The sequence below is a fragment of the Fundidesulfovibrio putealis DSM 16056 genome (assembly GCF_000429325.1).
Taxonomy (GTDB): Bacteria; Desulfobacterota; Desulfovibrionia; order Desulfovibrionales; family Desulfovibrionaceae; genus Fundidesulfovibrio; species Fundidesulfovibrio putealis.
In genome coordinates, this window is the sequence record NZ_AUBQ01000015.1 from 122,683 (window position 1) to 149,099 (window position 26,417).

General features: G+C 54.5%; 22 protein-coding genes and 1 pseudogene. 9 read left to right on the forward strand and 14 right to left on the reverse strand.

Annotation, left to right across the window (positions count from 1 at the left end; translation table 11 throughout):
- Nucleotides 1–19 precede the first annotated feature (19 nt).
- The 7 genes and pseudogenes from G453_RS0113095 to G453_RS29180 form a co-directional block, all read right to left on the reverse strand.
- On the reverse strand, nucleotides 20–1,852 hold the full coding sequence (locus tag G453_RS0113095) for a bifunctional serine/threonine-protein kinase/formylglycine-generating enzyme family protein (protein WP_027191431.1): 1,833 nt from the start codon (nucleotides 1,850–1,852) through the stop codon (nucleotides 20–22).
- Nucleotides 1,853–1,951: 99 nt separating this feature from the next.
- Complete coding sequence (locus G453_RS0113100; protein WP_043645708.1) at nucleotides 1,952–5,152, reverse strand: efflux RND transporter permease subunit; 3,201 nt, start codon at nucleotides 5,150–5,152, stop codon at nucleotides 1,952–1,954.
- Nucleotides 5,153–5,164: 12 nt separating this feature from the next.
- A complete protein-coding gene (locus G453_RS23970) occupies nucleotides 5,165–6,460 on the reverse strand; it encodes an efflux RND transporter periplasmic adaptor subunit (protein WP_051272402.1) in 1,296 nt (431 codons plus the stop codon).
- A 30-nt stretch (nucleotides 6,461–6,490) separates the two neighbouring features.
- Nucleotides 6,491–6,940, reverse strand: a complete 450-nt coding sequence (locus G453_RS0113110; protein WP_156920914.1) for a hypothetical protein — start codon at nucleotides 6,938–6,940, stop codon at nucleotides 6,491–6,493.
- A gap of 8 nt (nucleotides 6,941–6,948) precedes the next feature.
- Entirely contained in the window at nucleotides 6,949–8,400 is a 1,452-nt protein-coding gene (locus G453_RS0113115) for a TolC family protein (RefSeq protein ID WP_027191434.1), read from the reverse strand.
- 86 nt (nucleotides 8,401–8,486) lie between these two features.
- Entirely contained in the window at nucleotides 8,487–9,041 is a 555-nt protein-coding gene (locus G453_RS0113120) for a hypothetical protein (RefSeq protein ID WP_027191435.1), read from the reverse strand.
- 111 nt (nucleotides 9,042–9,152) lie between these two features.
- A pseudogene (locus tag G453_RS29180) lies at nucleotides 9,153–9,305 on the reverse strand (transposase); the annotation flags it as partial.
- 573 nt (nucleotides 9,306–9,878) lie between these two features.
- Here G453_RS29180 and G453_RS0113125 point away from each other — a divergent pair.
- From G453_RS0113125 to G453_RS27255, 7 genes are all read left to right on the forward strand, one after another.
- On the forward strand, nucleotides 9,879–11,903 hold the full coding sequence (locus G453_RS0113125) for a methyl-accepting chemotaxis protein (RefSeq protein ID WP_043645711.1): 2,025 nt from the start codon (nucleotides 9,879–9,881) through the stop codon (nucleotides 11,901–11,903).
- Nucleotides 11,900–13,072, forward strand: a complete 1,173-nt coding sequence (locus G453_RS26400) for an HD-GYP domain-containing protein (RefSeq protein ID WP_051272403.1) — start codon at nucleotides 11,900–11,902, stop codon at nucleotides 13,070–13,072. Before G453_RS0113125 ends, G453_RS26400 begins: the two co-directional genes overlap by 4 nt.
- 21 nt (nucleotides 13,073–13,093) lie before the next feature.
- Nucleotides 13,094–14,299, forward strand: coding sequence for a GGDEF domain-containing protein (locus tag G453_RS26405; RefSeq protein WP_051272404.1), 1,206 nt, complete (start codon nucleotides 13,094–13,096; stop codon nucleotides 14,297–14,299).
- An 11-nt stretch (nucleotides 14,300–14,310) separates the two neighbouring features.
- Entirely contained in the window at nucleotides 14,311–16,470 is a 2,160-nt protein-coding gene (locus G453_RS0113145) for a SpoIIE family protein phosphatase (RefSeq protein ID WP_027191437.1), read from the forward strand.
- Between the two features lie 104 nt (nucleotides 16,471–16,574).
- Nucleotides 16,575–16,967, forward strand: a complete 393-nt coding sequence (locus tag G453_RS0113150) for a hypothetical protein (protein WP_027191438.1) — start codon at nucleotides 16,575–16,577, stop codon at nucleotides 16,965–16,967.
- Between the two features lie 305 nt (nucleotides 16,968–17,272).
- Nucleotides 17,273–17,476 (forward strand): SAP domain-containing protein, encoded by a 204-nt coding sequence (locus G453_RS28455; RefSeq protein ID WP_169725334.1) that lies wholly within the window; start codon nucleotides 17,273–17,275, stop codon nucleotides 17,474–17,476.
- A gap of 85 nt (nucleotides 17,477–17,561) precedes the next feature.
- The gene (locus G453_RS27255) at nucleotides 17,562–18,158 is read left to right on the forward strand and encodes a c-type cytochrome (protein WP_169725335.1); all 597 of its coding nucleotides are present in this window, start codon (nucleotides 17,562–17,564) and stop codon (nucleotides 18,156–18,158) included.
- Between the two features lie 94 nt (nucleotides 18,159–18,252).
- On the opposite strand, the gene G453_RS0113160 is transcribed toward G453_RS27255, so the two are convergent.
- Entirely contained in the window at nucleotides 18,253–18,507 is a 255-nt protein-coding gene (locus G453_RS0113160) for a hypothetical protein (protein WP_156920915.1), read from the reverse strand.
- Between the two features lie 149 nt (nucleotides 18,508–18,656).
- On the opposite strand from G453_RS0113160, the gene G453_RS0113165 reads away from it, so the two are divergent.
- Nucleotides 18,657–18,929: a hypothetical protein gene (locus tag G453_RS0113165; RefSeq protein ID WP_027191441.1), complete on the forward strand. Its 273-nt coding sequence runs from the start codon at nucleotides 18,657–18,659 to the stop codon at nucleotides 18,927–18,929.
- An 18-nt stretch (nucleotides 18,930–18,947) separates the two neighbouring features.
- On the opposite strand, the gene G453_RS0113170 is transcribed toward G453_RS0113165, so the two are convergent.
- The 5 genes from G453_RS0113170 to G453_RS23985 all read right to left on the reverse strand — a co-directional run bounded on the left by G453_RS0113170 (nucleotide 18,948) and on the right by G453_RS23985 (nucleotide 23,798).
- Complete coding sequence (locus tag G453_RS0113170) at nucleotides 18,948–19,220, reverse strand: hypothetical protein (RefSeq protein WP_027191442.1); 273 nt, start codon at nucleotides 19,218–19,220, stop codon at nucleotides 18,948–18,950.
- Nucleotides 19,221–19,564: 344 nt separating this feature from the next.
- Nucleotides 19,565–19,957, reverse strand: coding sequence for a hypothetical protein (locus G453_RS0113175; protein ID WP_027191443.1), 393 nt, complete (start codon nucleotides 19,955–19,957; stop codon nucleotides 19,565–19,567).
- Nucleotides 19,958–19,987: 30 nt separating this feature from the next.
- A complete protein-coding gene (locus tag G453_RS0113180; protein WP_027191444.1) occupies nucleotides 19,988–20,635 on the reverse strand; it encodes a hypothetical protein in 648 nt (215 codons plus the stop codon).
- Nucleotides 20,632–22,017, reverse strand: a complete 1,386-nt coding sequence (locus tag G453_RS0113185; RefSeq protein ID WP_027191445.1) for a sigma-54-dependent transcriptional regulator — start codon at nucleotides 22,015–22,017, stop codon at nucleotides 20,632–20,634. Before G453_RS0113185 ends, G453_RS0113180 begins: the two co-directional genes overlap by 4 nt.
- A complete protein-coding gene (locus G453_RS23985) occupies nucleotides 22,017–23,798 on the reverse strand; it encodes an ATP-binding protein (RefSeq protein WP_043645714.1) in 1,782 nt (593 codons plus the stop codon). Before G453_RS23985 ends, G453_RS0113185 begins: the two co-directional genes overlap by 1 nt.
- Before the next feature lie 623 nt (nucleotides 23,799–24,421).
- Between G453_RS23985 and G453_RS28815 the strand changes: the two genes are divergently transcribed.
- Nucleotides 24,422–24,700 (forward strand): hypothetical protein, encoded by a 279-nt coding sequence (locus G453_RS28815; protein ID WP_235731759.1) that lies wholly within the window; start codon nucleotides 24,422–24,424, stop codon nucleotides 24,698–24,700.
- A gap of 312 nt (nucleotides 24,701–25,012) precedes the next feature.
- Here G453_RS28815 and G453_RS0113200 read toward each other — a convergent pair whose 3' ends face one another.
- Entirely contained in the window at nucleotides 25,013–26,038 is a 1,026-nt protein-coding gene (locus tag G453_RS0113200) for an ATP-binding protein (RefSeq protein WP_027191446.1), read from the reverse strand.
- Nucleotides 26,039–26,417: the final 379 nt, after the last annotated feature.

Here is a 26,417-nt window from a genome sequence, read left to right on the forward strand (position 1 = left end):
TATCACGTACGGATGCGTCCTAGGGGTTAATAACTGTCCGGAAACTAACGTTCGGGAATGCTTCCCAGGGCTGACGTTCGTAATGATCCTTGGCTGATGACTGAAAACCGGTGCCTCCGAGGACGTGATACTCAAGAATTCCGGGTTGGGACTGATAAGTGGTCCATTCGTTCACCCTTGCCCCCAATCCTGTGATTTGGAAACGATTGGCAGCATTTTCCGATAGCGGAAAGGGAGCCGACGACAGGCTTTTTAGGGCGGAACCGGGTTCAAGCGCGAGTGTCGGGCCTGTAGCGGATGGGGCAGACTCAGGTGGGCGTATCATGGCTTTTTCTGATTCCGTTTGGGCAAGCCGCCACTCCGCCATGCTGGGGATTCTCCTGCCATAATTGCTGGCATACGCGGATGCGCCTATGGCTGTGACACGGACTATGGGGCTAGCGGCTGCCTCGGGCTTGAGAATGAACTTGCCTTTTTTGTACGCAATGGGTTCGTATCCTTCTAAGACCTCTCCGAGCAATAACCATAATTTACCGTCTCCATAAACAGTCTTGCCTCTGACATCCAGTCGTTCTTTGTTTTTGCGCAAGAATTCAACATATTGATAGTTAGTTATTGGCATCTTGTCCATGTAGAATGGTTTGACTTCGATAGTAGTATGTTTAGCTGCGTCATCTATCATGTCGACATTTCCGCCAACCACTAACACAAGGGACGCCCCTTCTTTACCTACGATTTCTCTTGGCACGGCAGCGTCCTGATTGGATAGTGTGCTCTGATCCAGGGGAACAGTATCCCCTTTTGATGGCTCGATTTCACTGCGAGGCGGGGTGATGTCCGGAACGGGAGAAAAAACCTCGACGTGAGGTTCTGGCATCATGTAATGGTAATGATAAATAGCTCCTCCCGCCAGCAATGCCACTGACAAAAGTGCTACACCAATCCAGAGACGAACAGTGTGATTTCGTTTCGTACCTGGGACATCTTTCAACAGTTCCTCAAGTGATTCGCGTAATGCCTTAGCTGAGGGAGTTCGCTTGTTCTGATCTTTCGCGGTGGCTTGTCGCATAATCCGATCAAGGCGTTTGAAAAAAGGCGTGCTAGGGGTATTCAGGCCTACCGTTTGGAACGGTGAAGCCTTGGATTTTAGGAGCGATCCTGAGATGGCTTCAAAGAGCATTCGACCCAAGGCAAATATGTCGGAGCGGACATCCAGGTGGGACAGGCCATACAGTTGTTCCTCGGGCATATACGGGAGACTGCCGATGATGTCGCAACTTCGTGTCACGGAGTCGATCATCTGGCCGCCAGCCAATCCGAAATCGACTATTTTTGGAGTATCATCTGCAATGAGTACGTTGCCAGGCTTTAGGTCGCGGTGTATTATTCCTTTGACGTGAACCGCTTCTACCCCATGCAGGATTGGCAGATAGTACTTGTGAATCCACTTTTTTACAGGTGCCTCTTCCTGCCCCAGGCCTGATTCCGGATAAGTCATGGACAGGTCCGACCCGGCAACATACTCCATTACAATGTATTCGAATATATTTGTATCAATTTCGACTTGGTCAAAGTCAAATACCTGGATGATGTTGGGGTGTCGCATGTGAGCAAGAATTTTAACCTCCCGGCGAAATCGCTCAGTTTCCGCAGCCACACCTTCATGATCGTCCTCAAGGCTTTCAAGGTAGGCTTTGGATATGACCTTAAGGGCTACCTTACGATCCAAACCGCGCTGATTTGCAAGGTAAACTTCCCCCTTTCCGCCAGTGGCGATATGAGAAATAATCTCCCATTTCTCGTTAATAAGCAGTCCTTCTTCAAGAACTCCTTTTTTGGCTTCATCTATCATGGAATGACTCCGTGCCATAAACACATTTTTAAATAACGCCTGTTGTAAAGCTAGGCCGAAAGTGTGCATAGCATCAATGAGGATAGAATGGTTCTTGTGTTATGTTTCCTCATCTGCATTATCTTCACGTTGTCTTGGCAATGACATCCCTTTCCACAGCGCGAAGATGGCCGGGTAAAGGATCAGTTCCAATATGGTGGAGGTCACCACGCCGCCGATCATGGGGGCGGCGATGCGCTTCATCACGTCCGAGCCCGCTCCGGTGGAGAACATCACCGGCAAAAGGCCCGCCAGGATCACGGCCACGGTCATGATTTTGGGCCGGATACGCTTCACTGCGCCGTGCATCACGGCGTCATTCAGGTCCGACCGAGTTTTGAGGAGGCCCTTGTCCTGCCACTCCTTGTGAGCCAGTTGCAGGTACAGAAGCATGACCACCCCCGTTTCCGCGTCCAGGCCCGCCAGGGCGATGATACCCACCCACACCGCGATGCTCAGGTTGTAGCCCAAGAGATACAGCAGCCAGAACGAGCCCACCAGGGAGAAGGGTACGGCCAGCAGCACGATGCAGGTGGCCGGGAAAGACTTGGTGTTGAAGTAGAGCAACATGAAGATGATGAAAATGGTTAGAGGGATGACCATTTCCAGCCGCTCCTGGGTGCTGACCAGGTTCTCGTACTCGCCGCTCCACACCAGGCGGTAGCCCGCCGGAAGTTGGACGGCGGCCTCCACGGCCCTCTTGAGGCTGTTCACGTAGCCGCCCACGTCCGTGCCCGAGAAATCGATGTAGACATAGGCCGTGGGCAGCCCGCCCTCGCTTTTTATCATGGAGGGGCCGTTGGTCACCCTGATGTCCGCCAACTCCCCGAGGGGAACCTGCAGGAGCCTGCGCGGCCCCGGGAAGGAGCCCATTGCGGGCTTGGGGTCCTCGCCCGCTCCCCCGACGGGAACAAGCATGGCCTTGATGGTGTCCACGTCCTGGCGCAGGTCGCGAGGGTAGCGCACGTTCACGGGATAGCGCTCCCGGCCCTCGATGGTGGTGGTGAGATTGCGCCCGCCGATGGCTGATTCGATGATGTCCTGCACCTCGGCCACGGAGAGCCCGTAGCGCGCGATGGCCTGTCGCTTCACCCTGATGTCCAGGTAATAGCCGGTGTTCACCTTGTCCGCGAACACGGACAGGGTGTGGGGCACGGTTTTGACCACGTTTTCGAGTTGGGTGCCGATCCCCTCGATCACGGCCAGGTCCGGCCCCAGGATTTTTATGCCCACCGGGGTGCGGATGCCCGTGGAGAGCATGTCCACCCGGGCCTTGATGGGCATGGTGAAGGCGTTCACCACGCCGGGAATGTTCAATCTGGTGTTCAGGTCCGCCTTGAGCTTCTCCACGGTCATGCCCGGACGCCACTGGGATTCGGGCTTGAGATTGATGACCGTCTCGAACATTTCCATGGGTGCCGGGTCCGTGGCCGTCCCAGCTCTTCCGGCCTTGCCGAAGACCTGGGACACCTCGGGCACGGAGGCGATGATGGAATCCTGAAGCTTGAGGAGCTTGGCGGCCTCGGAAATGGCGATGCCGGGCATGGTCACGGGCATGTAGAACAGCGTGCCCTCGTACAGGGGGGGCATGAACTCAGACCCTAGGCGCATGACCGGCCAGACGGTTCCGGCCATCACCAGCAGGGCCAGCAGGATGACCGTCTTCTTGAAGCGCAGGGCCAGCACCACGAAGGGATGGTAGAGCACGCGCAGGATGCGGCTCAGGGGGTTCTTATCCTCGGGGCGCACTTTGCCTCTGATGAAGAGCATCATGAGCATCGGCGTCAGGGTGATGGCCAGGAAGGCGGAAAAGAGCATGGCGAAGGTTTTGGTGTAGGCCAGGGGTTTGAACAGGCGACCGGCTTGGCCCTGAAGCGTGAACACCGGCAGGAAGCCAACGGTGATCACCAGCAGGGAGAAGAACAAGGAAGGCCCGACTTCCTGGGCGGCCTCCAGTATCACCTGGGCACGCGAACCGGGGCGGCCTTCGTGCTCCCAGTCCTCAAGCTTCTTGTGGGCGTTCTCCACCATGATGATGGCCGCGTCCACCATGGCCCCGATGGCGATGGCGATGCCCGACAGGCTCATGATGTTGGAAGTCACGCCCAGGGCGTTCATGCAGATGAACGAAATGATAATGGCCAGCGGCAGTGTGAGGATGATCACCAGGGCGCTGGGCAGATGGAAGAGGAACACGACACACACCGCGCTCACAGCGATGGTGAGCTTGACGATTTCTTCAGTGAGGGTGGAGATGGCGCGGTGGATGAGGTCCGAGCGGTCATAGGTGACTTCCACCGTGACGCCGGGAGGGAGCGACGGCCCGATCTCTGCGATCTTGGCCTTGACCCTGTCGATGACCGCCAACACGTTCTCGCCGAATCGCACCACCACGATGCCTCCGGCAACTTCCCCCTGGCCGTTCAGGTCCGCCACGCCCCGGCGCATCTCGGGACCCAGGCTCACCGAGGCCACATCCTTGAGATAGATGGGCGTTCCCCGGTTGTCCGTGCCCACGGCGATGGTTTCCAGGTCGGAGAGGCCGCGCACGTAGCCCCGGCCACGCACCATATATTCCACCCCGGACATCTCCAGAACCCGGCCCTCCACGTCGTTGTTGCTTTGGCGCACCGCTTCCAGGACTTTTTGCAGGGGCAGGCCATAGGTGAAAAGCCGCCTTGGGTCCACGGTGATCTGGTACTGCTTCACATAGCCGCCAAGAGAAGCCACTTCGGACACTCCGGGCACGCTCTCCAGGGCCAGTTTCACGTTCCAGTCTTGCAGGGAACGCAGCTTCGCCAGATCGAGCTTCCCGGTCTTGTCCACCAGGGCGTAGGAGAAACCCCAGCCCAGGCTGGTGGCGTCCGGCCCGAGCACGGGGTTCACGTCGGCGGGAATCTTGGCGCGCACGGACTGCAGGTATTCCAGCACGCGCGAGCGCGCCCAGTAAATGTCCGTTCCCTCCTTGAAGATCACGTAGATGAACGACGACCCCAGGAAGGAGAAGCCGCGCACGGCGGTGACTCCCGGAGCGGCCAGGAGCGAGGTGACTATGGGGTAGGTGACCTGGTCTTCCACCAAGTCTGGGCTTCGGCCCTGCCACTCGGTGTAGATGATTACCTGAGGGTCCGAGAGGTCCGGGATGGCGTCCAAAGGCGCGTTGCGCATGGCCCATGTGCCCCAGATACCCAGTACTAAGCACATGAGGAAGATGAGGAGTTTGTTGCGGCCGGAAAAGCCGATGATGTTCTGGATGATCATGACTGCCCCGGGTTAGTGTTGATGCCCGGTGCCGCCGCCGGAACCCTTGAGGCGCGTCTCGGCGTCCAGGAGGAAATTGGCCGACGCGGCCACGTTCGTCCCTGGGGCCAGGCCAGAGACGATCTCCACGAATCCCCCGGAGCGCATGCCGGTCACCACGTCGCGGGGTTCGAAATTGTTGGGGCTTGACTCGAAATACACCACCTTACGGAGTCCCGTGTCGATGATGGCCGACTCGGGCACGGCCAGACGGTTGCCCAGGTCCGATCCCATCTGGATTTCAGCATACATTTCCGGTTTGAGCAGGCCCTTGGGATTTTGCAACACGAAGCGCACCCTGACGGTCCGGGTGTCCCCGGCGATCACCGGATAGATTTGGGCCACCTTGGCGGTGAGGGGCGGGCCGCCCACGCCGGTCAGGGTGATCAAAGCCGTCTGCCCCTCACGGAAATAGGGCAGGTTTTCCTCGTACACGTCGGCAAGGACCCAGACCGTGCTCAGGTCGGCCAGGTCGTAGAGCTTCTCCCCGGGCATGACCCGCATGCCCAAAGTGGCCTGGCGGGCGATTACGAAGCCGTTCACCGGGCTGGTCAAGGCGTAGGTCCTGGAGGGCTTGCCGGTCTTCTCCAGTTGGGAGGCCAGCCCCCCCGCGTCCAGGAGCGTCAGGCGTTGCCGGGCGGCGGTGAGCAGATCCCGGCTGTCGGATGCGACAAGGCCCGCGAACTCGCCGGAGGAACCCTCCGGGGTTTTCACGCTGGCATTCTTCCAGCGCAGCAGGTTCAGGTATTCGAGCTGCACGGCGTAGACCTCGGGACTGTAGAGTTCCACCAGAGGCTGGCCTTTCCTGACTTCCTGCCCGGTATGATTCGCCAGAAGGCGCTCGATGAAGCCCTCGGTCTTGGTGGTCACGGTAGCCAGTCTGGTTTCGTCCGGGGCCACCCGGCCCGTGCCCCGGATGAACACCTTGAAGGGCCTCAGTTCGGCCTTGGTCACGGTCACGCCGATGATCTTGGCCTGCTCCGGGGTGATCATGGCCATGGGGGGCATGGGAACGGCCGGGGCGACCGGGGCGGCCGGGGCCGGGCCGTGCCCGGCATGGTCGCTCCCGGGCGAGGCTTGAGGCGCAGGTGTTGCAGGCTGGTGGGCGGAGTGGTCTGTCGCGGCCGGGGCAGACGGCTTTTGCGCCATGCTCCCCTGACCGCCGGATTGGGCCAAAGACCCATGGGGCAGGGCCAGGATGGCAAGCAAAAATGCCGCCAGCTTCCAGGCCGTCAACGCCGATTTCGCGGTCATGGTCAAAGCCTGCATGCCACCTCTCCGTGCTTGGTTGTTGCGGACCTACTGCTTGCCCTGGTTCATCTGCTGCATCTGTTCGGGAGTCATCTCCTTCATCTGCCCAGCCGGAGTCTGCTGCATCTGTCCAGGCGCTCCGTGCTGCATATGCTCGGACGGCATGGCCTTCATCTGTTCAGGGGACATCAACTTCATCTGTTCCGGGGTCATTTGCTTCATTTGCTCCGGCGTCATCTGGCGGATCTGCTCGGGCGTCAGCTGCCTCATCTGCTCCGGTGTCATCTGATGGACCTGCTCAGGAGTCATCTGGCGTATATCCGTGGGAGTCATTTGCTTCATCTGCTCGGGCGACATCTGGTGCGAATGCCCGGAGCCGGGCTGGTTGCCCTGGGACGTATGGGCCTGGGCCATGCTGAAACCGGAAAGCACGGTCATCGAGCCCAGAACGAAGAGAAAAGCGGCCGTAATCGAAAGAAGCATCGTTTTCGTTTTCATGATCCACCTCATTTCATATTGGAGTTGGCGTGCTGTTCCTCGGCCATGGCGTCCTTGCGTCCGCTCTTGGCGTCTTCCATTGGCTTGGGCAGCGTCAGGCCGTCGGTGATGCCCGCCAGCGCTTCCAGGCGGGCCACGGCCTTCTGCTTTTCCGCCAGCTGCGCCCAGTACTGCACCTCATAGTCCAGCACGTTCTTCAGCCGGGAGACCACGGCATAAATATCTCCCTTGCCCGCCGCGTACCCGGCCATGACCAGCTGGAAATCCTGGCGGCTTTTGGGAAGAGTTCCGGAAACGAACAACTCGCTCAGGCGTTCGGCGGACTGGAGCATGGAGTAGTTCTCCCGAATGGAGGAAGCTATCATGTTCTTGCCCGCCTCGAGGTCATATTGGGATTCTGCCAGATCGGAACGGGATTCCTTCAGCCCCTCGGCCTGCTTGACGAAAAAAAAGATCGGAACTGTCATGGAGACGCTGGCGCTCCACATGTCGATCCAGCGCTGGCGGTATCCGGGGGACCCGGTGACGTCCCCGCCGTCCGGCCCAGCCCCGGTAGCCACATACGGCTCCTGAGTGGCCCTGTACCCCTTCTGGGCATACCCGGCGGAAAGAGTCACGTCCGGCACGAACTCCGCTTTGGCCTGTGACACCTTGGCCTGGGCTTTCTCGACTTTCTTCATGCGGGCCTTGGTTTCCGGCGAATCAAAGGACGCCTTCACCAGGAGGTCGTCGAGGCTTCTCTTGTAGAGGGTCTTGGACGGTTCCCCGGGTTTTCCCAAGGGAGACTTCACATCCCTGCCGAGGATGGCGTTGAGCATCCCTTCCAGCGTGGAGAGCCGCTGACGGATCATCTCCATCTTCTCCAGCAGCATGTACTTCTCGGTCTGGGCCATGATCGCGTCCCGCTGGTCGCCCATGCCGGAGGCGTATCTGGCCAGGGCGGCCTTCTCCACCTGATCGAGGAGCTTGGCCTTGTCCGCAAGGATTTCCATGGTGCGGTGCGCGGCGAACAGGTCGTAATACAGCTCCTTCACGCGCGCGGCGGTTGCCAAGCGCAGGGCATGGAACTGCAAGCCCAGGGTCTCCATCTCCTTTTCGGCCACCTTGCCCTTCTGTATCAGCTTGCCGGGGAAGGGGACCGTCTGGGAAACGCCGAAGGCCCACAGGGCGTCGTCATACTTTCCGAAGGTATAATAGCTCGAGCCGACGTTGGTGTATCCAGCCGAGATCGTGGGGTCCGGCAAGGCCTTTGATTGCGGAATGCGGTGCCTGGCGGAGGTCACCCTGGCCTGCCCTGCGGCGAGCTCGGGATTGTTGTTCAGAGCCTCGCTGATAAGCGAGGGCAGGTCCATGTCCTGAGCGAAGACGCTTGTCTCTGCGCAGAGAATCAGAACGAAAGCGATGAGGCTCCAGGACAGCAGCGAACCTTTGCGGGCGACCCGGGAAAGTTGTTTGATCATGGGGCATCCTGGGCGATTAGAATGTCTGGGATAAAGATAAGAATCATGGTTAGCAAAGATAAATGGCAAGGGCAATACGGGTGGTATTATAAATCATCTTCCACCTGGGCCGCGAGAAGCTCGGCAAGATTTTTGAAAAGAGGTGTTCCGATGTTGTTGTATCGGAAAATGATCTCTGAGACCGTCAACGGAAATGCGCCGATCCCCAACCGTCGCTTCTTGAGGAGCCGCGTCTTCAGAAACTGAACGAAAAGAGAAAGCTCATCAGAGCCATTCTCCCATGTCGAAGAGGCAGTGTCTTGGGGGAGCAAATATGTTTTATTTGTTTCATATAGCAGCAAATCATAGGTGTGGGAAGATGAGGCTATGCATATCCCCCCATAGCGGATTGACTGCATAGGTAGCCGTTCGGTCATGCCCGGCCAGTAGTTCCGTGCTTCCTCTATCCTCGCGATACCTTTCTCCAGATTGACGCCAAGCACTGCCCCAGCCGGGAGAACTGCGCCAAAAGCGATGTTCTTTTCCTCTGCTCCACGACCGAACTTCCGAAGCAACACATCGACGAAAATCGCCCGCCGGATAATTGCAAAGGCCTTGAGCGTCGTGGGATAGCAGAGTTTGGCTTCCTCCGCCGTGCGCACCGCTGTATACTCCTGCTCGAAACAGTGCAGTACCGCAGCCCACTTGCGAAGGGGTATCCGTAAGCTGTTCAGTTGAAGTCCAGAGAAGCCGTGGAATTCGTAAGCGCATTGACGGCATCGATATCGCATCCTGCGCAAGGAGTATATCTTTTTGTGGCCACATCGCAGGCATGACGTTACTCCTTCCGGCCAGAAAATATTCAGAAAGTATGCTCGCGCAGCGTTCTCGTCTTGGATTAACTTAACAGGATCGTGTTCGTTCATATCTGTCCTGTGGAAGTTCGTTGACTATTCATGAATATCCCCTAGTGCTACGAATACTCGCGTGAATTTGCGGCACACGACGTTGTCGTAAAATTTGACCACTTTCGTGATCATCATCACCGGCCATGAACGAGCGCGTCCAGGGATGTCGCCATTACCCAATAAGGGCGAAGAAAAGCATGATAGTGCTCCTTTTTTATACGGAGTTCATTGTTGGATAATCAGAGAGAGCATTGATCATGCCAGGAAAAATATCAAATAATTTGCGCGTATTAACGGTTAACCACAAGGGCATGGTCACGTGGGTGTCTCATTTTTATCCAGGTCGGCGCGCCTCATGTGCAACCTGATGCACATGAGTGATTGATTGTGCTGGGCAAGCCTTGCTGCCCAAAACATACGTGGCCTGCTGAGCATTGGCTGGCGAGACTTTTCGCGATGATTTCCAGGGACCGTAGGTAAAGGAACAGGACTTGCTTTCTGGCAAGGCAGCGAGAATCGCGGCCATTGCTGGGCATAAAACGGCTAGCGATGACTTAATATCCAATACAAATATGCTACGTGGAGACATTAATGACATTCCAAGACTTCAAAATTGGGCAGAAACTCATTACTGGATTTGGACTGACCATTCTGCTCATGCTGGGAAGCTTTGTCGTAGCGATAATCTACTTGAAGACAATCGATCAGGAGTCTATGGCTGTAAGCGATCACTATTTACCATATGCCTTTCAGGCCGATCAGATGGAAAAATCCTTGCTAAAAATTCAGCAGGATTATTTTGCTCTGGCTAATGAACATGTTCCTGATCCGAAAAGACAACAGAGCCTCAAAGACAAGATCGAGTTTTTCAAGAAGCAACTCGGAATTTTCCAGTCAATGTTCGCGGAGATGAAGAATGAAGAATTTCTTCAAAAGACCAACAAGATAGCCAGTTCTTTCGACGCATTTCATTCATCTGGCCTGGCAATGGTCGAGGCCTTTCATACTCAAGGCATGGAAAAAGGCCACGCCTTGAGCAAACAGTTCGATGCCTTGGCTCTCGGCCTCGAACGTCAGGTGGATGAACTTCGGGAACGGCAAGCTCAGGTCGTGCGAGAAGCTGCAACCGGTGTAACGAATTCGATTGATAGAATTAAACTCGGCATGGGCTTGGCCGGATTCGTCGCCGTGATCTGCGGTGGGGGCATGGCAATCTTGTTGAACAGGGGGATAGCCCGCCCGATCACATCGATTTCCAGTTTGGCGCGACGTGCTGCGGCGGGTGAAATGTCACTGCGCATACGTTCTTCGAGTAGAGATGAAGTTGGCGAACTGGGCCAGGCTTTCGATTTTCTTCTGGATAAAATCGAGTCGGTGTTGGTTCTGAACCGTGCCGTGCTGGACGCAATCCCTGATCCGGTCTACTTGGTGGACAAAGAAGGTAAGATATTCCTCGCAAACCAAGCCACGGCGAGGTTCTCTGGACGGACTCTGGAAGATATCCATGGAGCGAGCTGTGCTGACTTGTTTCGTTCAACGCACCACCAGGGAAATGCTTGTCCTGCTCAGGACCCTGCGGAGACGGATCGAGATCGTGAGGAAATCATGATCTGCGATCTTGTTGGGGACACGGTATGCTTTCAGCCCTTTGCCGATACCGTCCGGGACAAGCAGGGGCGAGAAATGGGAGTTATCGAGGTGCTGCGGGACGTGACTACCCTTGTGCGCAAGGAAGAGGAGATCAAGACCGGCTTCGAGAGGTTGAGTGTGGTTCATGTGGAACTAGGCGAGGCGGCGGCTCGAATAGCCGAAACCTCCGGGGAGGTCACGTCCCAGGTGGGGCAGGTGGCCAGTGGGGCGAGGCTTCAAACGGAGCGGGTGGGAGAAACCGTGATCTCGATGGGACAACTGCGGGAGACGATCTTGGAGGTGTCCAGAAACGCAGCATCGGCTGCGGGCCAAGCGGAGTTGGCCAGAGCTAAAGCTCAGGACGGGGCGTCTATAGTAGGCGAATCAGTCAAGGCCATCGGCGTGGTGCATACTCTTGCGGGCAAACTCAAGACCGATGTTTCCGCCTTGGGGCAGCAGGCTTCGGCCATAGGTCAGATCATCAACGTGATCACGGATATCGCGGACCAAACCAATCTTCTGGCGCTCAACGCAGCAATCGAGGCGGCCCGAGCGGGCGAGGCAGGGAGGGGATTTGCGGTAGTAGCTGACGAGGTGCGCAAACTTGCCGAGAAGACCATGAAAGCCACAACTGAAGTCAGTTCGGCCATAGCCTCCATTCAGCAAGGGGTTGAAGGCAATATCCGTGGAATGGACCAGGCGGTCGAGGCTGTTGAAACCGCGACGAGCTTGGCCAACCGCTCCGGCCAAGCCCTGGAGGAAATAGTTCCACTTGTGGACGCCACCTCTGATCAGGTGCGTTCAATAGCCACGGCTGCCGAGGAGCAATCCGCTACATGTGAGGAAATTGGGCGCAATGTGGACAATGTCAACGACATCTCCGTAAAGACCGCTGACGACATGAACCTCGCCGCCGAATCCATCGGAAAGCTCGTGGAGTTCGCCCGAAGCCTGCGCTGCTTGGCGGAGACGGAGAACGGCCAATGAACATAGAAGGGGGGGGGCGAATCACGCCGGAGGTAAAGGCCGAACACCTCGCCTTTCTTCGGGGCGGCGGGTTACAGGTTTACGCTCCCCTGGCTACATCGTTGGCTCTTGCCCTCATGATCATCTGGCTGGTGGTCAAAATCCTCCTCTTCGGTGATTCCGTGATTTCCTATTATACGCCCACCATTCTTCATTTCGAAGACCTCATGGTTGCTGGTGAGCACTTGCAGCGGACAGTGGAGACTCCCCAAGGCGAATTAGGCGTGGACAATATAGCCGCCCAGCATTTTTTGCATGCCGGTGAGCGATTAAAAGAGTTGATTTTTAAAAAATGGCCCAAGGACAACATCCATCATGCCATGGAGCTTCTGGGAGAAGTGGGGCAGGTCGAAGAAGCCTTGTCCAAGGGAAACCTCGGTTCGGTGCAGCGTCATTTATCTTCCGTGATGCCGTTGCTGGAACAACATGTCAGGCAGCACAAGGAAGAACTCGTTGCGGGCAAGCGGAGCATCAAGCTTCTGGCCATGGGCATCGGGATGGCCTGTCTCTTGATCATCGCCATGGGATTTGCCTCTACGCTTCGTGAACGCAGAAACGCGCAATTGTGTCGTAGAGAAAGTGAAATCAATTCCGCGCTCACTGCCTTGATTACTGCCTTAGATGCGAGAGAGCCTTACACCAAAGGGCATTCCGTGCGTGTAGCAAACTATGCGGTTGCCGTGGCGAAAATACTCGGGGTTGATTGTGGGTCCTGTCAACAACTCTATATGGCTGCTCTTCTCCATGACATAGGCAAGATCGGAGTCCCGGACAGGGTACTTTTAAAGGAGGGCAAGCTTAGCGATGAAGAATTCGCGGTCATGCGGCAACACCCAGTGATAGGGGAGCGCTTGTTGGCCAAAGTGGAATTTCTAGCTGAGCTTCTTCCGTCCATACGGCATCACCATGAGCGTCACGATGGGAAGGGATATCCCGACGGCCTCGCGCGAGAAAACATCCCATTCTTTGCGCGCTGTATCGCTGTCGCGGACGCCTACGACGCAATGACAACAAACAGGCCCTACCGTAAGTCACTAACTCCAGAGGAAGCAAAATCCGAATTGCTACGTCTGCGTGGAGTTCAGTGGAGCAATGAAACCGTAGACGCCATGCTAACCATCATTTCATAAACTTAATAAATATTGAATAATATGAAAGCACTGAAGATTAAAGTTGCCATTTTCCTCGCCATTGCGGTATGCACATTTATCCTCACTCAGGGGATATATCGCAAAAATATCGGAATGCTCCATGATTCCCTCTACAAAACTCTGGACATCGTGGAGGAGATGCACGTAGCAGAGTCATTTCATTCCTCTATGCATTCGATGATTATCTATGCATCGGCCTATCTGCATTCCAAAGAAGAACGCTACCGGGATGAATACAACAAGAAGGCCCAAGAGGGAGGACAGTCCGTCGCTCAGCTTGTAAAACTGCGGTTACAGCAGGAAAATGGCCAACATGGCATTCACGGATTCCACAAAACCAGCCCAATTGATGACGAAATCGCCGCCAACATTGGTCGCTACTTCGAAGAACTCAAGGCGGTCTTGGCCCCTATCATTGCAGGAGATGACAGGGACGGCGCGAATAACCTAGAGAAGGCCAACAATATATTTGATGAAGTGTTCCACAAGTATTACGTCAAGATTCATACCTCACACTACGCATCGCTTGAAAATCTTAAAAATGATGCACATCATGTTTACCAGCAAAGTAACTACATATATTTCACTCAATTTGCCTTGGCCATTGTTGTGGGGTTGTTCCTGTTGGTATTTGCCGAGCGGGTGTTTCTTAAGATTTATAAACTTACAGAGAAACACTCCCTTATGGATAGTCTGACGACATTACATAATAGGCGCTATCTCGACACTGTGATCGCAGGCGAGTTGGAGAAATCAAAAATTCAGGGGCTTGTTTGTTCATTGATTCTTTTGGACATAGACGATTTCAAGAAGTTCAATGACACCTATGGGCATGTGGCAGGAGACAAGCTTCTTAAGGACTTGGCCGAAGTCTTGAGGCAAACCGTCCGTAAAGCCGACAGGCTGATCCGATACGGTGGAGAAGAATTTCTTGTCGTATTGCTGGACGCTGACAAACGGCAAGCGGCTGTCGTGGCAGAAAAGATACGCCAAGCGATTCAGGATAATATCTTCCTTTTGCCCGAAGGTACACGTGCCCGCCAAGTGACTGCCAGCTTCGGGATCGCTTCATTGCCTGAGCACAACGGCAACTTTACCCAGGCGATAAAAGCTGCTGATGTCCTGATGTACAAGGCTAAGCGAGAAGGCAAGAATAGAGCCTGTACCGCTACGGTCAACGAAGACTCAGAGTTCACTAACCAATAGAACAACTGTATATGCGCATCAGAACCAAGCTTCTTATTCTCCTTCTGGCTATCACAGTGATACCGCTTCTGGTTCTCGGAGGCATTCGGGTCTACTCCTCACTGGAATTAGGAAGGGATTTAGCTATCCGTCAGAGCGCTACTCTGGTGGAGCAGGCGCGAACACTGATGACCGTTATTGCGGAGGATCATGCCCGTACGCTTTCACGTGAGCACAAGCTGCTTGCGACATCTCTGAAACTGCAAGCAGAGACCGTGCGATTGTATCTTTTAGGGCCTGTGCCACGTGACCCAGATCCTGTTCTTTACGATACTGATATTGATCGGACCAAGGAATCCTTGCGGCTGCGGAAGTTGCGTGGCCGTTGCTCATGGCTGGGGAGAAGAACAGGCCAGGGGGAGGCGGTGGATTGCGTGGACAAGCAAGTTTTTCAACTCGCTCCAGGGTTGACAAGACGCGAGGCATGGCCGGACATCGCCCGCTTGGCCGACATGGAGGACGGATATCAGGGTGTTTCGGAGGGATTGGGAGATCTTATCGCCTGGCAAATTACCGCCCTGAAGAATGGCCTGTTCTCCGTTTATCCTGGGTACGGGCATTTCCTCCCCGGCTATGATGGCCGCCTATCGATCTGGTATCAAAAAGCAATTTCCAGCCATGAACTGGTCTGGATCGATCCTTTTTTGGACCATGCTTCGGGGGAGGTCCTTTTTGCCACAGCCGTGGCCATCCGCGATGCCAGGGGCGCGCCAATGGGGGTCAGCGCGATAATGGCTTCCTTGAACGTGCTCCTGCAACAGAACGAGCATACCCAGCATCTCTCCGGGAACATGGAAGCCATGTTCGTCAAGCTGGAGGAGTCGATGGAAGGGACACGCCACTTGAGGGTTTTGGCGCATAGGGAGCCAAGCGGAGTCAGGCACACTCATGAAACAGACGGTTCAAGAGATTGGAAAGCTCAAGCCGAGCCTCATTGGTTGACGACGGAAGATGCCCAAACGGAACAACTTCTGTTGGAACGGATTCGCGCGGGCGCAACGAGTGTGTTTCAGGCTTCGAACCGGGGAGTTCCAAGTCTATGGGCGGTAGCGCCGGTTCCTGGTGATGTTGGTGTCCTTGTTTTTACTGCTCCTATGGACGACATCCTCCGGGATGTGCGCACGGCAACAGAGTATCTTGCCAAACGAATGCGAGAGCAAATCACCCAAGCCGTGTGCATTCTAGGATTGACCATTTTGTTGGTCTCAGGACTATCCATCCTTATTTCCAGGCGTTTTACAGGCCCATTGCAGCAACTTTCCGAAGCCGCGCGGCAACTGGCCAAAGGAAATTTCAACGCCAAGGTGGCAATACATGGAAAAGACGAGTTGGCCGGATTGGGTCAAGTATTTAACGAAATGGGGCCGCGTATCGAAGAAAACATCCGCTTCAGAGAAGGCGTGGAACTTGCGATGCAAGTGCAGCAGAGCCTGTTGCCTCATGAGCCTCCTGTGATTCCTCGCTTGGATGTTGCGGGAGCAAGCGTCTATTATGACGAAACAGGCGGAGATTATTATGATTTCATTCTGCGTGAAAACACATATGGGGAGCAATACCTCGCCGTGGCTCTAGGCGATGTCAGCGGGCATGGCATGGAAGCCGCTTTGCTTATGACCACTGCGAGGGCATTCTTGAGGATGCGTGCCGATATGCCGGGCAGTCCGGCGGAGATCGTCACCAGCGTCAATCGTTTTCTGAGCAAGGACACCGAAGGAACTGGACGGTTCATGAGCTTGTTTTATTTGGAAATCGAACCTGCGGGTAATTCACTCACTTGGGTTCGAGCCGGACATGACCCTGCACTGCTTTATGATCAAAATTCCCACGAATTCGTCGAGTTGGGAGGGGCAGGACTTACCATGGGGGTCGAAGAAAACTGGGTATTTCAAGAATCTCTGCGCCCAGACTTCCATCCTGGGCAGTTCGTTGTGCTGGGTTCTGACGGAATATGGGAAACGCGCAGTCCTCGTGGCGAGATGTTTGGTAAGGAACGCTTTAAGGAAATCTTGTGCCAGTGTGACGCGATGAATGCCAAGGAGATGGTGGAGGCAGTCCTGGTCGCCCTGGACTGCTTTCGAGGGGAATCTCCGGTCGAAGACGATGTGACTCTGGTCATAATAAAAAGCGTTTGAGTTGAGGAGGCGACACGCAAGAAACGATTTTTCAATGATGCCACCGGCGGGCTGGCAAGTTACATTTGTTTGTTTCAACCCTAAACTCTTACATGGAGGACTTTATGCTTCAGAACGCAACTTTCATCACGAAGAATCTTGTGGCGACCATCTTTGCCTTAATCCTTGCGTTCCCCCATGTGGCCTTTTCAGCTCAACAAGCAGATCACGCCCAAGGGGGAGATTCTGGAAATAAAATGGCCCATGGAGACATGATGAAGTCGAACGGCATGATGGGGTCAAAGATGATGATGGACGGGAAAGGCATGATGATGATGGGGGGCAAGATGATGATGGATGGAAAGAGTATGATGATGTCTGGAAATAAGTCTGGTGATCAGGGGATGATGATGAACGGAGAGAAAATGATGATGGACGGTGAAAAAATGATGGGTGATGGTCAGAAGATGATGGAAGATGGGCAAAAAACGATAGATGCCAGTAAAAATGCTCAGTAGGATTAACATGTTCCGTAATTCCAACAGTTAAACAACCGCCTCTGGCGGTGTGATACGAAAAGGTTTGACCGTTCCTTGGTTGATTCTGTTGGAAAAAGAAGGCTCTCCAAATCAAGCCCGACGGGGCAAAGATGAGGAGAGCCGACCGAGCGTCTCTTTTCGATCCGCATCGTCAAACAGGAGAAAGACAGGCAACGAGATGTGTGGTGGCGAGCGTGCGGGCACCCAAAATGATCACAGCGCTTGAACAAAGATTAATGGAATGGTATCCACACTCCCAAATAGGTAAAGGAGGGAGAAGCTGCATGAAAAATAAATCTGGTGAAATGGAGCTGGCTCTGCCGCAAATGCCTATGTTGTCTGTGTTAAATGTTGACAGCATACGCGAAAAACAACGCAATGATGGTCATTTTGATTGTTTTGGACGGGCTTCGTCAGGTTATTGCGACCAGTATGGCTGCGCATACCGTCCAGAATGCCTGGATGTTTCCCAGGTTCTTGAGGGTTGAATCAGTCGCGGGCTTGCCGGTGGCAGCTGATTTTAATTTATTCAATAAAACAGGGATGGTCAGGAGCAGGTACGGGGGTTCGAAAATGAAAGCCGTCTCTTGTTTAATGGTAGTCCTTGGTTCTTCTGCTGCGATGGCTCTTCTGTTTGTGTGGAGTGGTTTTTTTAATATTTCAGCCAGGGAACCACACTGGAGTGCAACAACTCTGCTGATCGGGGTAGTGCGTGACCGTTCGATTGCAGTGCATAGCAATAACATTATGCTGGATCAAGTTGACAATTCAAAATATCTTTCAGCTGGCCTAGAACACTTCCACGACATGTGCCGTTTGTGTCATGGCGCTCCAGGATATCCCCAAAGCGAATTCGCAAAAGGACTTTATCCAAGCCCGCCAGAACTGGCATCAAAGACCGTGCAAAGCAGAAGTGACGTGGAAATATACTGGATTGTCGACAATGGCCTCAAAATGACGGGCATGCCTGCCTTTGGATCAACCCACGATAAGGACGCGATCCTCGGAATGATGGCAGTTCTACGAAAGCTGCCATCTTTGTCTGCGAACGAATATCTCAGTATGCTTGATGCAGCTGGCCTTGTCAAAAAAACGCAGAACAATTCTCACGGCGCAACAAACGATGAATCCCATTCTCCGTTGATTGATCAAAAAGGCCATCATCATTAGATTGATACCATGGTTTTTATCGTCCGTGAAGACGATAACAAGAAGCCCAGCCATTAGCCGGGCTTCTTGTTTTGGGGAAGTGAGGTGTCGCGGGTTAGCGAGAATAGTTGAAGAACCTGAACATGGGCATGAACGCCCAGAAATTCTCAAGCGCGGTGTTCGGGTTGGTCGAGGTGACCTGAGTATTGGGGAGGGGCGTGTTTGTGACTGTTGTTGCCTGGTTGCCCCAGAAGTAAGCCATCGGTGTATAGGCCCAAGGGTTTTGAGCGGTGTTGGTCTGGGCGGAGGCTACTGACACACCGCTCAAAAGGGCCAGGGCCAGCATAAAAGAGGCGATACGGATTTTCATGATCATTTCTCCTTGCGGTGAGATGTTGCAGTGTGCTTACTCTTGAGCCTGGGCAACACATTTATCTGTCATAGTCGCGACTATAGAAATTTCGGTTAATGGGGTTGCGGCTTTGACCCTTTGCGGGAGGATCATTCGGGCCATATGACATGTGGTTCGAAGAGGGCGTATCGCTGGAACTGATTGAACTGCTGCTCATGCTACCCATGCTGCCGGAGTTGCTCACGCCGCTTGAACCACCGTTCGAAAAGGAGCTGTTTCCGCCCCCCATGCTGCCGCCGCTGTTTCCCCCGCCCATGCCTCCGCCTCCGCCGCCACCACCCATGGCAAAGGCTAGGGAGCTGACAAGCAGCATGGAGAGACACAAGGCCAACACTTTCTTTACAGAACGATTACCCATTATTCTTCTCCTATCCGCTTGATGAGACCATTCCCGCTAATTACCGGGAAGTACCGAAAAATTGGAGCATCGGCATGAGCGACCACAGATTCCCTTGCGCAGTGTTGGCCTGGCTAGCAGTGCCAACCTGAATGCCAGCCTGGGTCCCAAAGCCGAACATGGGCCACGCAAACGAGGTGTTAGCATTGGTGTTGGCATTGGTAGGGATGACGGTCTGAGAGGAGGTGAATCCTCCGCCCATCATCTGGGCCGATGCCAGGGACGCGGTCAGCAGCAACGCAGACAAAATTGCGAAAGTGGTGATCTTCTTCATGGTAAATTCCTCCTGGGGAACTACACTCCGAGTTTGTGAGATGCCAACTTAAAGCAGACTTCGTGCCATCGTGATTTGTTGTGAATAAACAGTGGGTAAGCGTAGGGATTGTCTGTGGGCCTGTGCAATCATCTGCACATTCTGGGCAGTGGGCTGGTTCTTTTTGATGCAGGCCGGGAAGGTATTAGTTGGTCAGCGACGGCGCTTGACCGCGTTGACCACCTCGACCGTGGCAAATCCGTTAACACTATGTCTGGACCTGTCTCTAGCACTGCCTCCTCGGTTGGCTGGGGTGTCTGGTCTAAACGGGGGCTACTCCATTAATGTTGAAGTCGACCTATGCATTAGCGAGATAATCTCGTAGCATTGTCATACCCAGTTTGAATTTTTTCCATTCCCTCTTCCATCATCTTTCTTGCTCTAGTCATCAATAGTTTTCCCTCGCTCATCATTTTCTTGGATTCTTCTATCTTTCTCCTTTTTTCATCGAAGGTACTCCTTGTTGTCATCATCTCGCCTTGGCTTTTCATCATTATTTCCCCATCGCTCAGCATCTGCTCTCCTGTCAAGGCGTTAGCACTCATCATCATTTTCGCTCCATCGAGCATTTTCTCCATTCCACTTCGAACAAATGCATTGTCTTGCACGGGGTCTACAGCCAGGACGAAGCCAACTGTCACCAGGAGTAGGACTACCAACAGAGCTGTAACAAATTGAAGTTTGGAGAGTCGCATCATGTTCTCTCTTGTTAAGATTGTTGCGGAAAATCATACGTTCTTTGTCGATTCATTGGAGAGCTCTCCGCCAATCTGGCGTAAACGGTTTTCAAGTTCACGGGCAAGGTCAATCATTGGCACTTGTCCTGAGGATTCATGCGAGACAACGATCCTTGCCAGCTCCCTTAGCGCTCCCACGGCTGCGTCTATGATCAGTCCCTGCTCTTCAATGATTCGCAGAGACTCCATAATCTCAGAGGGGGGAGTATAACGCCTGCAATGCCGAACCTGTCCGCCTATGATCATATTCGCATTGAGCAGGTAGTGGGATAGGGTGGCGGTAAGAACCTTGACAGTATCAAGAGCGGCAGAATCCTTCTCCTGTGTGAGGAGTAATTGTTGAATCCTGTTGGCGCGATTGAGGTATGAACCGGCCAAGAACCCGAATGCTGCTCCGAAAAGTGCCAGTGGGGCCGCCATAGGGATCATAGCGTATTCCAGGGCCAGAATGGCTTGTAGGCTCCAATTGCCTGGGGCAAGTGGGGATAAGTGTCCGGGAATGGCCCCCAGGGATAATAAGAACATCACGTAGGGATGTAGCAAGGCATACCCGGTTAGGCTCCCCGCAAGTGCTCCCAAGAGAGGACGAAGCCATGCATTACGCTGCTTTATGGTACCATCGCTGCCCTGTTGTTTCATCTCTTCTCTCCTTCCAAACCGTAGCGGTGCAATTTTGCGTGGAGTGTTTTCCGTGAAATGCCCAGTTGCCGGGCTGTCTCGCTTTTGTTGCCATCACAAGCCTGGAGCGTATCGGATATGGCCGTTTTTTCGACCTCCTCCAGGCTTATGCCAGCCAGGGATTGTGCTTGTTCTGAAGACGGCGAGACGGTCGGAGTATTGCACGCAAGGTGGGGAGGCAACTCCCGTTCGCAGACATAATCGCCGACCAGGAGCACCACGGCCCGTTCGATGGCGTTTTCCAGTTCCCGCACGTTGCCGGGCCAGGAGTACTTGCGCAAACAGTCCATGGCGGACGGCGTGAACCCCTTCACCGTCTTGCGGTTTTTATGGGCCATGCGTTCAAGGAAGTGTCCGGCCAGCAGGGGGATGTCCTCCACTCGTTCCCGCAGAGCTGGCAAACGGAGAGTAACCACGTTGAGCCGGTAATAGAGGTCGGCCCGGAACCGACCGGTTTCCACTTCGGCCTGGAGGTCGCGGTTGGTCGCGGCCAGGACGCGTACGTCCACATGCAGGGTGGACACTCCCCCCACGCGCTCAAAGGTCCGTTCCTGGACGACGCGCAGGAGCTTGGACTGCATGGCCGCCGAGGTTTCGCCGATCTCATCGAGAAAGATGGTACCCTTGTCTGCGAGAAGAAAGCGACCTTCCCGACGCTTGTCGGCTCCGGTGAAAGCGCCGCGTTCATGCCCGAAAAGTTCTGATTCCAGGAGGGACTCGGTCAAAGCCGCGCAGTTTACGGCAATAAAAGGGCCGTTACGGCGTGGGCTATTTGCGTGGATGGCCTTGGCTACAAGCTCTTTCCCTGTGCCAGATTCCCCGGTGATAAGCACCGTCGCTTCAGAGGGTGCGATCATGGCCACTGTCTCCATGACTTGAAAAATGGCCTGACTGTTGCCGATCATGCCCTGCGTGTCGATGGAACTTCCCAACCGTTCACGCAGGAAGATATTTTCTGATTTGAGCAATGAATGCTCAAGGGCGCGTTCGGACGCGAGGCGTAGCACATCCAGGTCCAGGGGTTTGATGAGGTAGTCGTAAGCTCCGGATTTGAGAGCCTCGATGGCGGTTTCCACATTCGAATACGCTGTCATGATCAGAACCGGAATAGCCGGGTTGTAGACTTTTATCTCCTTGAGAGCATCTATCCCGCTCATCCCGGCCATGCGCACGTCCATAAGAATCAAGTCGAAAGGAGTGCCCCGCACCAGTTCCACCGCCTTCTCTCCATTCTCTGCTTCCTCAACGCCGTAGCCCCAATCCTTAAGCACGGTTCGCAGCATCGTCCGATGTCCGGGGTCGTCATCAACCACGAGCAGAATAGGCTTGGTGAGGTGCGCCATCATTTCCCTCCTAAATCCGAGTGCTTCATAGACGGGAGAAACACGGTGAATGTAGTATATGAATTCGATTGGCTGTCCACTGATATCGCGCCATGATGATTCTCAACGATGCGGTGAGCTATGGCCAAGCCAAGCCCTGTGCCGGACGGTTTGGTCGTAAAGTAGGGATTGAAGATGTTGGCCATCACCTCGCTGGACATGCCGTGCCCAGTATCTGTGATCGCAATGGCTACTCCTGTCTCCGCCGGTTTCGCTTCAATGGTCAAGACACCTCCGTCATCCATGGCCTGAATGGCATTGAGAATCAGATTCAAAAATGCTTGCGTCATCCTTTCTGGGTCCAGACGGATACGTGGCAGCGTCTTGTCTGGAGCGAATAATATCCGGATGCCTTTGGATAGGGCATCGGAGGCCCCAAGGCGTAGGGCATGGCTCATTACGGCGTTCAGGTCGCTTTCAACCAGCTTCACTTCGCCTGGCCGAGCGAATTCCAACAGTTCCGATACGACGCGGTTCAAACGATCCACCTCTTGGACCATTACCCTGGCGGCCTCCTGATCGGGGCCATCGTGCAGTTTCCCTGCTAAGTATGAGGCGAATCCGCGTATCGAACTCAGAGGGTTCCTGATTTCATGGGCCACGCCTGCCGCCAGATTACCCAAGGCTGAAAGACGTTCGCTCCGTCTGAGGCGTTCCTGAAGGTCGCGCACCTCACCCAGGCTTCTGAAGATGAACAGGTTTCCGAGAAAGCTGCCTTCGTCATTGACGATCCGGGAGGCGCTCACGTTGACCGGCTGCCTCTTGCCCCCAGGGAGGGGAAGACTCACTTCTTGTTCAAGAACCACCATCCCGTCCGCCATGTCCCGTAGGATCCCTTTCCAGGCAGGGTCGTCCGCATGGCCAAGAAGGCTGCCCGCAAGCTGATCTTGTTCTTTCCCGAGGATGTTGGCAGCCGCCGCGTTAACCAAGCTCACTCTTCCCTGCTGATCGGTGGTCAAAAGTCCCACTGGGAGACAGGTGACTACTTCGGTCGCGAAAGTTTGGGAATCTTGGAGCAGGCGGCGCGAAAGGCGGGAGTGTTGCAACCAGAAAATTGAAACCGCTCCTCCGAGGACCACGAGCCCCAGAAGCAAGGCCATCATCACGGAATGTCGCAAATCCTGCTCCATGGCATCCTCATACGGTCGGACATCCAGGTCCACGGCTATGATCGGCCATTCTTCCTGAGGACTATCCGCAAGGCCGTTACTCGTAGGCTGTCCGGGGGGGGGCATGCCGGGCATGCGCATCATGTGACGGTGCGTGCTGGTCAGCGGGCTGAAACATTTGTAGACTTCAAACACTGACTCCCCTCCGGCAACAGTCCTGATTCTCCAACGAGGCTCGTCGCCAGGTTTCAAACCCTCGATCCCTTCCGGGGTTTGAAACGGCTGACCTATCAATTCATGGTTGTTGTGTGCCCTTATTCGCCCCTGTCCATCGGTCACGGCCATGGAGACGATTCCGGGCTGCTTGGCTGTTTCCTCGACGAGCGCCTGGAGGTATGGCTCCCCCATGTGCAATCCCATGCCTGCCCGGGCTCCGGCTTCGACTGCCAGGATGAGCGCCTGTGCGCGTTCCATGAGGTTGCGGGTCATGATGTTCCGTTCCCGTTGAGCATTCCTTAGCGCGGAGACGGCGACAACAGCTCCAAGGAGCAGGGCCAAGCCCACAATGATCCATGGCGAAATGTGCAGGGCGAGGCCTCGTTTTGGCGACTTCAAATTCCACTTGATATCCATAGAAGGGCTCCCTTCAGCCTACGGTGTGCCGAACCTGTATCCAATTTACTCACGTTGCACAAAACACATTGGATCCAAACAGCTGCCTTTGCACAGCCGAAAATAGTCTTCTATCCTATTATGTTGTGCAATTGGGCGGCCATGGCACATGTCGTGCCTAAAGCATGCCAGGCGATTTCCGGCAAGGAAAAACACCCCTGGGAGGCAAAAGTGAAAAGAGTATGTCTGGTCTTGATCGTAGCGCTGCTGCTTGCTTCCTGCGACCTCGGTACTCTCCTTGGGGCAGTGAAGCAGGGGGCGCAGGAATGGCGACGGATTCGGCCGTTCTGGTGAATATCCACGAGGGCTCAAATCTGTTGTCCGAAACCAACGCGTAGCCACCACGGCGAGAATCATCGTTCAACACCCGTTTGGCCAGTAATTGCCAACACGATGTAAAAGGAGAAGACAATGAAGACCCAATCGATGCGAATTCTGACCATGTCCCTGGCCCTGGCCGCTCTGTTCAGTTTGAACAGTCTCGCCTTTGCCCAGGGAGGGATGATGGGCAATGCCGCCATGATGGGTGGAAACTCCGGCTCCATGATGGGCCTGACTCCCGAAAAGCAGGCCGCCGCTCAAAAATGGATGCGGAGTTCTACGCCTCCACCTCTTCGGAGCGTCAGCAGCTCACGTCCAAGCAGTATGAGCTGAACGCGATTATCTACAGCTCAAACCCTGATGACAAGAAGGTCCAGGCCCTTACTAAGGACGTCTCCGACCTGCGCGTCAAGCTCTATGAAGCTTGGGTGGGCTTCCAGAAGCAGATGGTGAAGGAAGGGCTCCCGGTCATGGGCGATATGGGCATGATGGGCGGCATGGGAAACAAGAACTGTATGATGGCGGGGGGGATGGGGTTCTAGTAGAATTCTCTTGTTAGACTCTGCAAAATCGAGCCCCTCTTTCGCCGGGAGGGGCTATTTCGCATTGTCTCGCCTCGAACGCCGATAGCAGTGTATCAATCAACCCGTTGCTACCTCTCCGTGTGATCCTCATGAAGTCCCAGTGTGCAGGGTTTTATGGTCATCATTTCTCCGGGAGACCACGAATGCAACGTTGTAATCATGCGCAAGAGCTGGACTAGGGTGGGCAACAAACCCGGTCCAGCTGGCAAATTCTGGTTCGTATTGTCATGTGAGCAGAATCCTGCCTGGCCGTTGTCCGAATGGTGATGTTCAGCCATCCTGATTCGATTTAACCCCATAGAGGGGATCGTCGCCTACCCGCTCACGAGGAATGTGCATATGGAAGGCTGCGCCTTTCCCCTGTTCGCTCTCCACGGTCATGTCTCCGCCGATATCCGAGAGGAACTTCTTAGTCGAGGCCAGGGTCAAGCCCTGACCGCCCGGCTTGGTGCTGAAAAAGGGTTTGAAAATCATGTCTCTGTGTTCCGGCGCGATGCCCGGCCCGTTGTCACGTACTGTGATCTGGCAAACTGCCCCTTGCAGCCTGGTGGCGAGGGTCACTACCTCACCGGGTGGCGAGACTTCTATGGCGTTTTTCAAAAGCGCGTCGATGATGCCGCCGAAGTCCTCCGAGACGGCCCGGGTGCGGCAGCCCGCCGGATCGACATCCAACTGGATCGCAACCCCGGCCTTAAATCCCATGTCTTTGAGACGGTTCGCGCTGGCTGCAACAATGTCGTTGACGTTGAGGGAGGTGGAGGGGACATGTCGCGCGGGTATAAAGCGAACTAGGGCAGCCAAGAGGCGGTCCAACCGGTCGATCTCGCCTAGAACATCTTGCTTCAACTTGGAATTGTGGAATTCGTTCTCTTCACTGACCAAACGGCGAAGGGCGACTGCAACGTCCTTTACCTCCAGGCCGATAGCCGCAGCGGCTCGTCCAAGAACGGCTAGCCTCTCAGCTCCGAGCACTCGCTCTTGTTCTTTGGCCCGGCGATCCTCCAGCATCCCAATAAGTAAGGCCACGACATTGAACATCACAAGTTGGGCTATCACCGTGAATGGCGTGTCGTGGATCATTTTCCCGGCCAACATCGGAGGAAGATACAACACGGTGATGGCAAGGGAAGTGATAAGGGAGATTTTTAGCCCGAACCAGAATCCAGCCAGCAATATGGGAATGAAATAGAGTTCTCTGTGCAGCAGGTGGAAGGCGGAGTGATCACTGACGCTGCCGTAGTGTAGTGCCGTTACTGCGAGGATAAGGCCAGCAACGGCAAATGCCTTAATGTTCATGACACCTCCTCGCGGTTTTTGATTTCAAACATTATCCTGGTGGCGGCGAGTCAATATTTTATCTCACATTGTATCCTGTGCTCGTCCAATCAATTGACTAATCCACGGAGTCTGCTCCTTCAAATTTCTAAAATAGTTAGAACAAGTAAACTGTTAGGGCAAGGAAAAACAAGCTGGGTGTGGGTAGTTGTTGTGTCCCGCCGGGTGGGAAGGTGTCCCTGGTAAAAGCGGTCAAGGCGGAGATGACTTGCTCTTGTCACGCATTTTTCTAATCCTAACTGCGCCCAAAAGGTGTTGACCTGTTTTGAGACATGAGTATGTTTTGAACATGTTTTTGACGCGTCTTTGCTCGCTCTGTGCCGTTGGCCGGAGAGTGTGT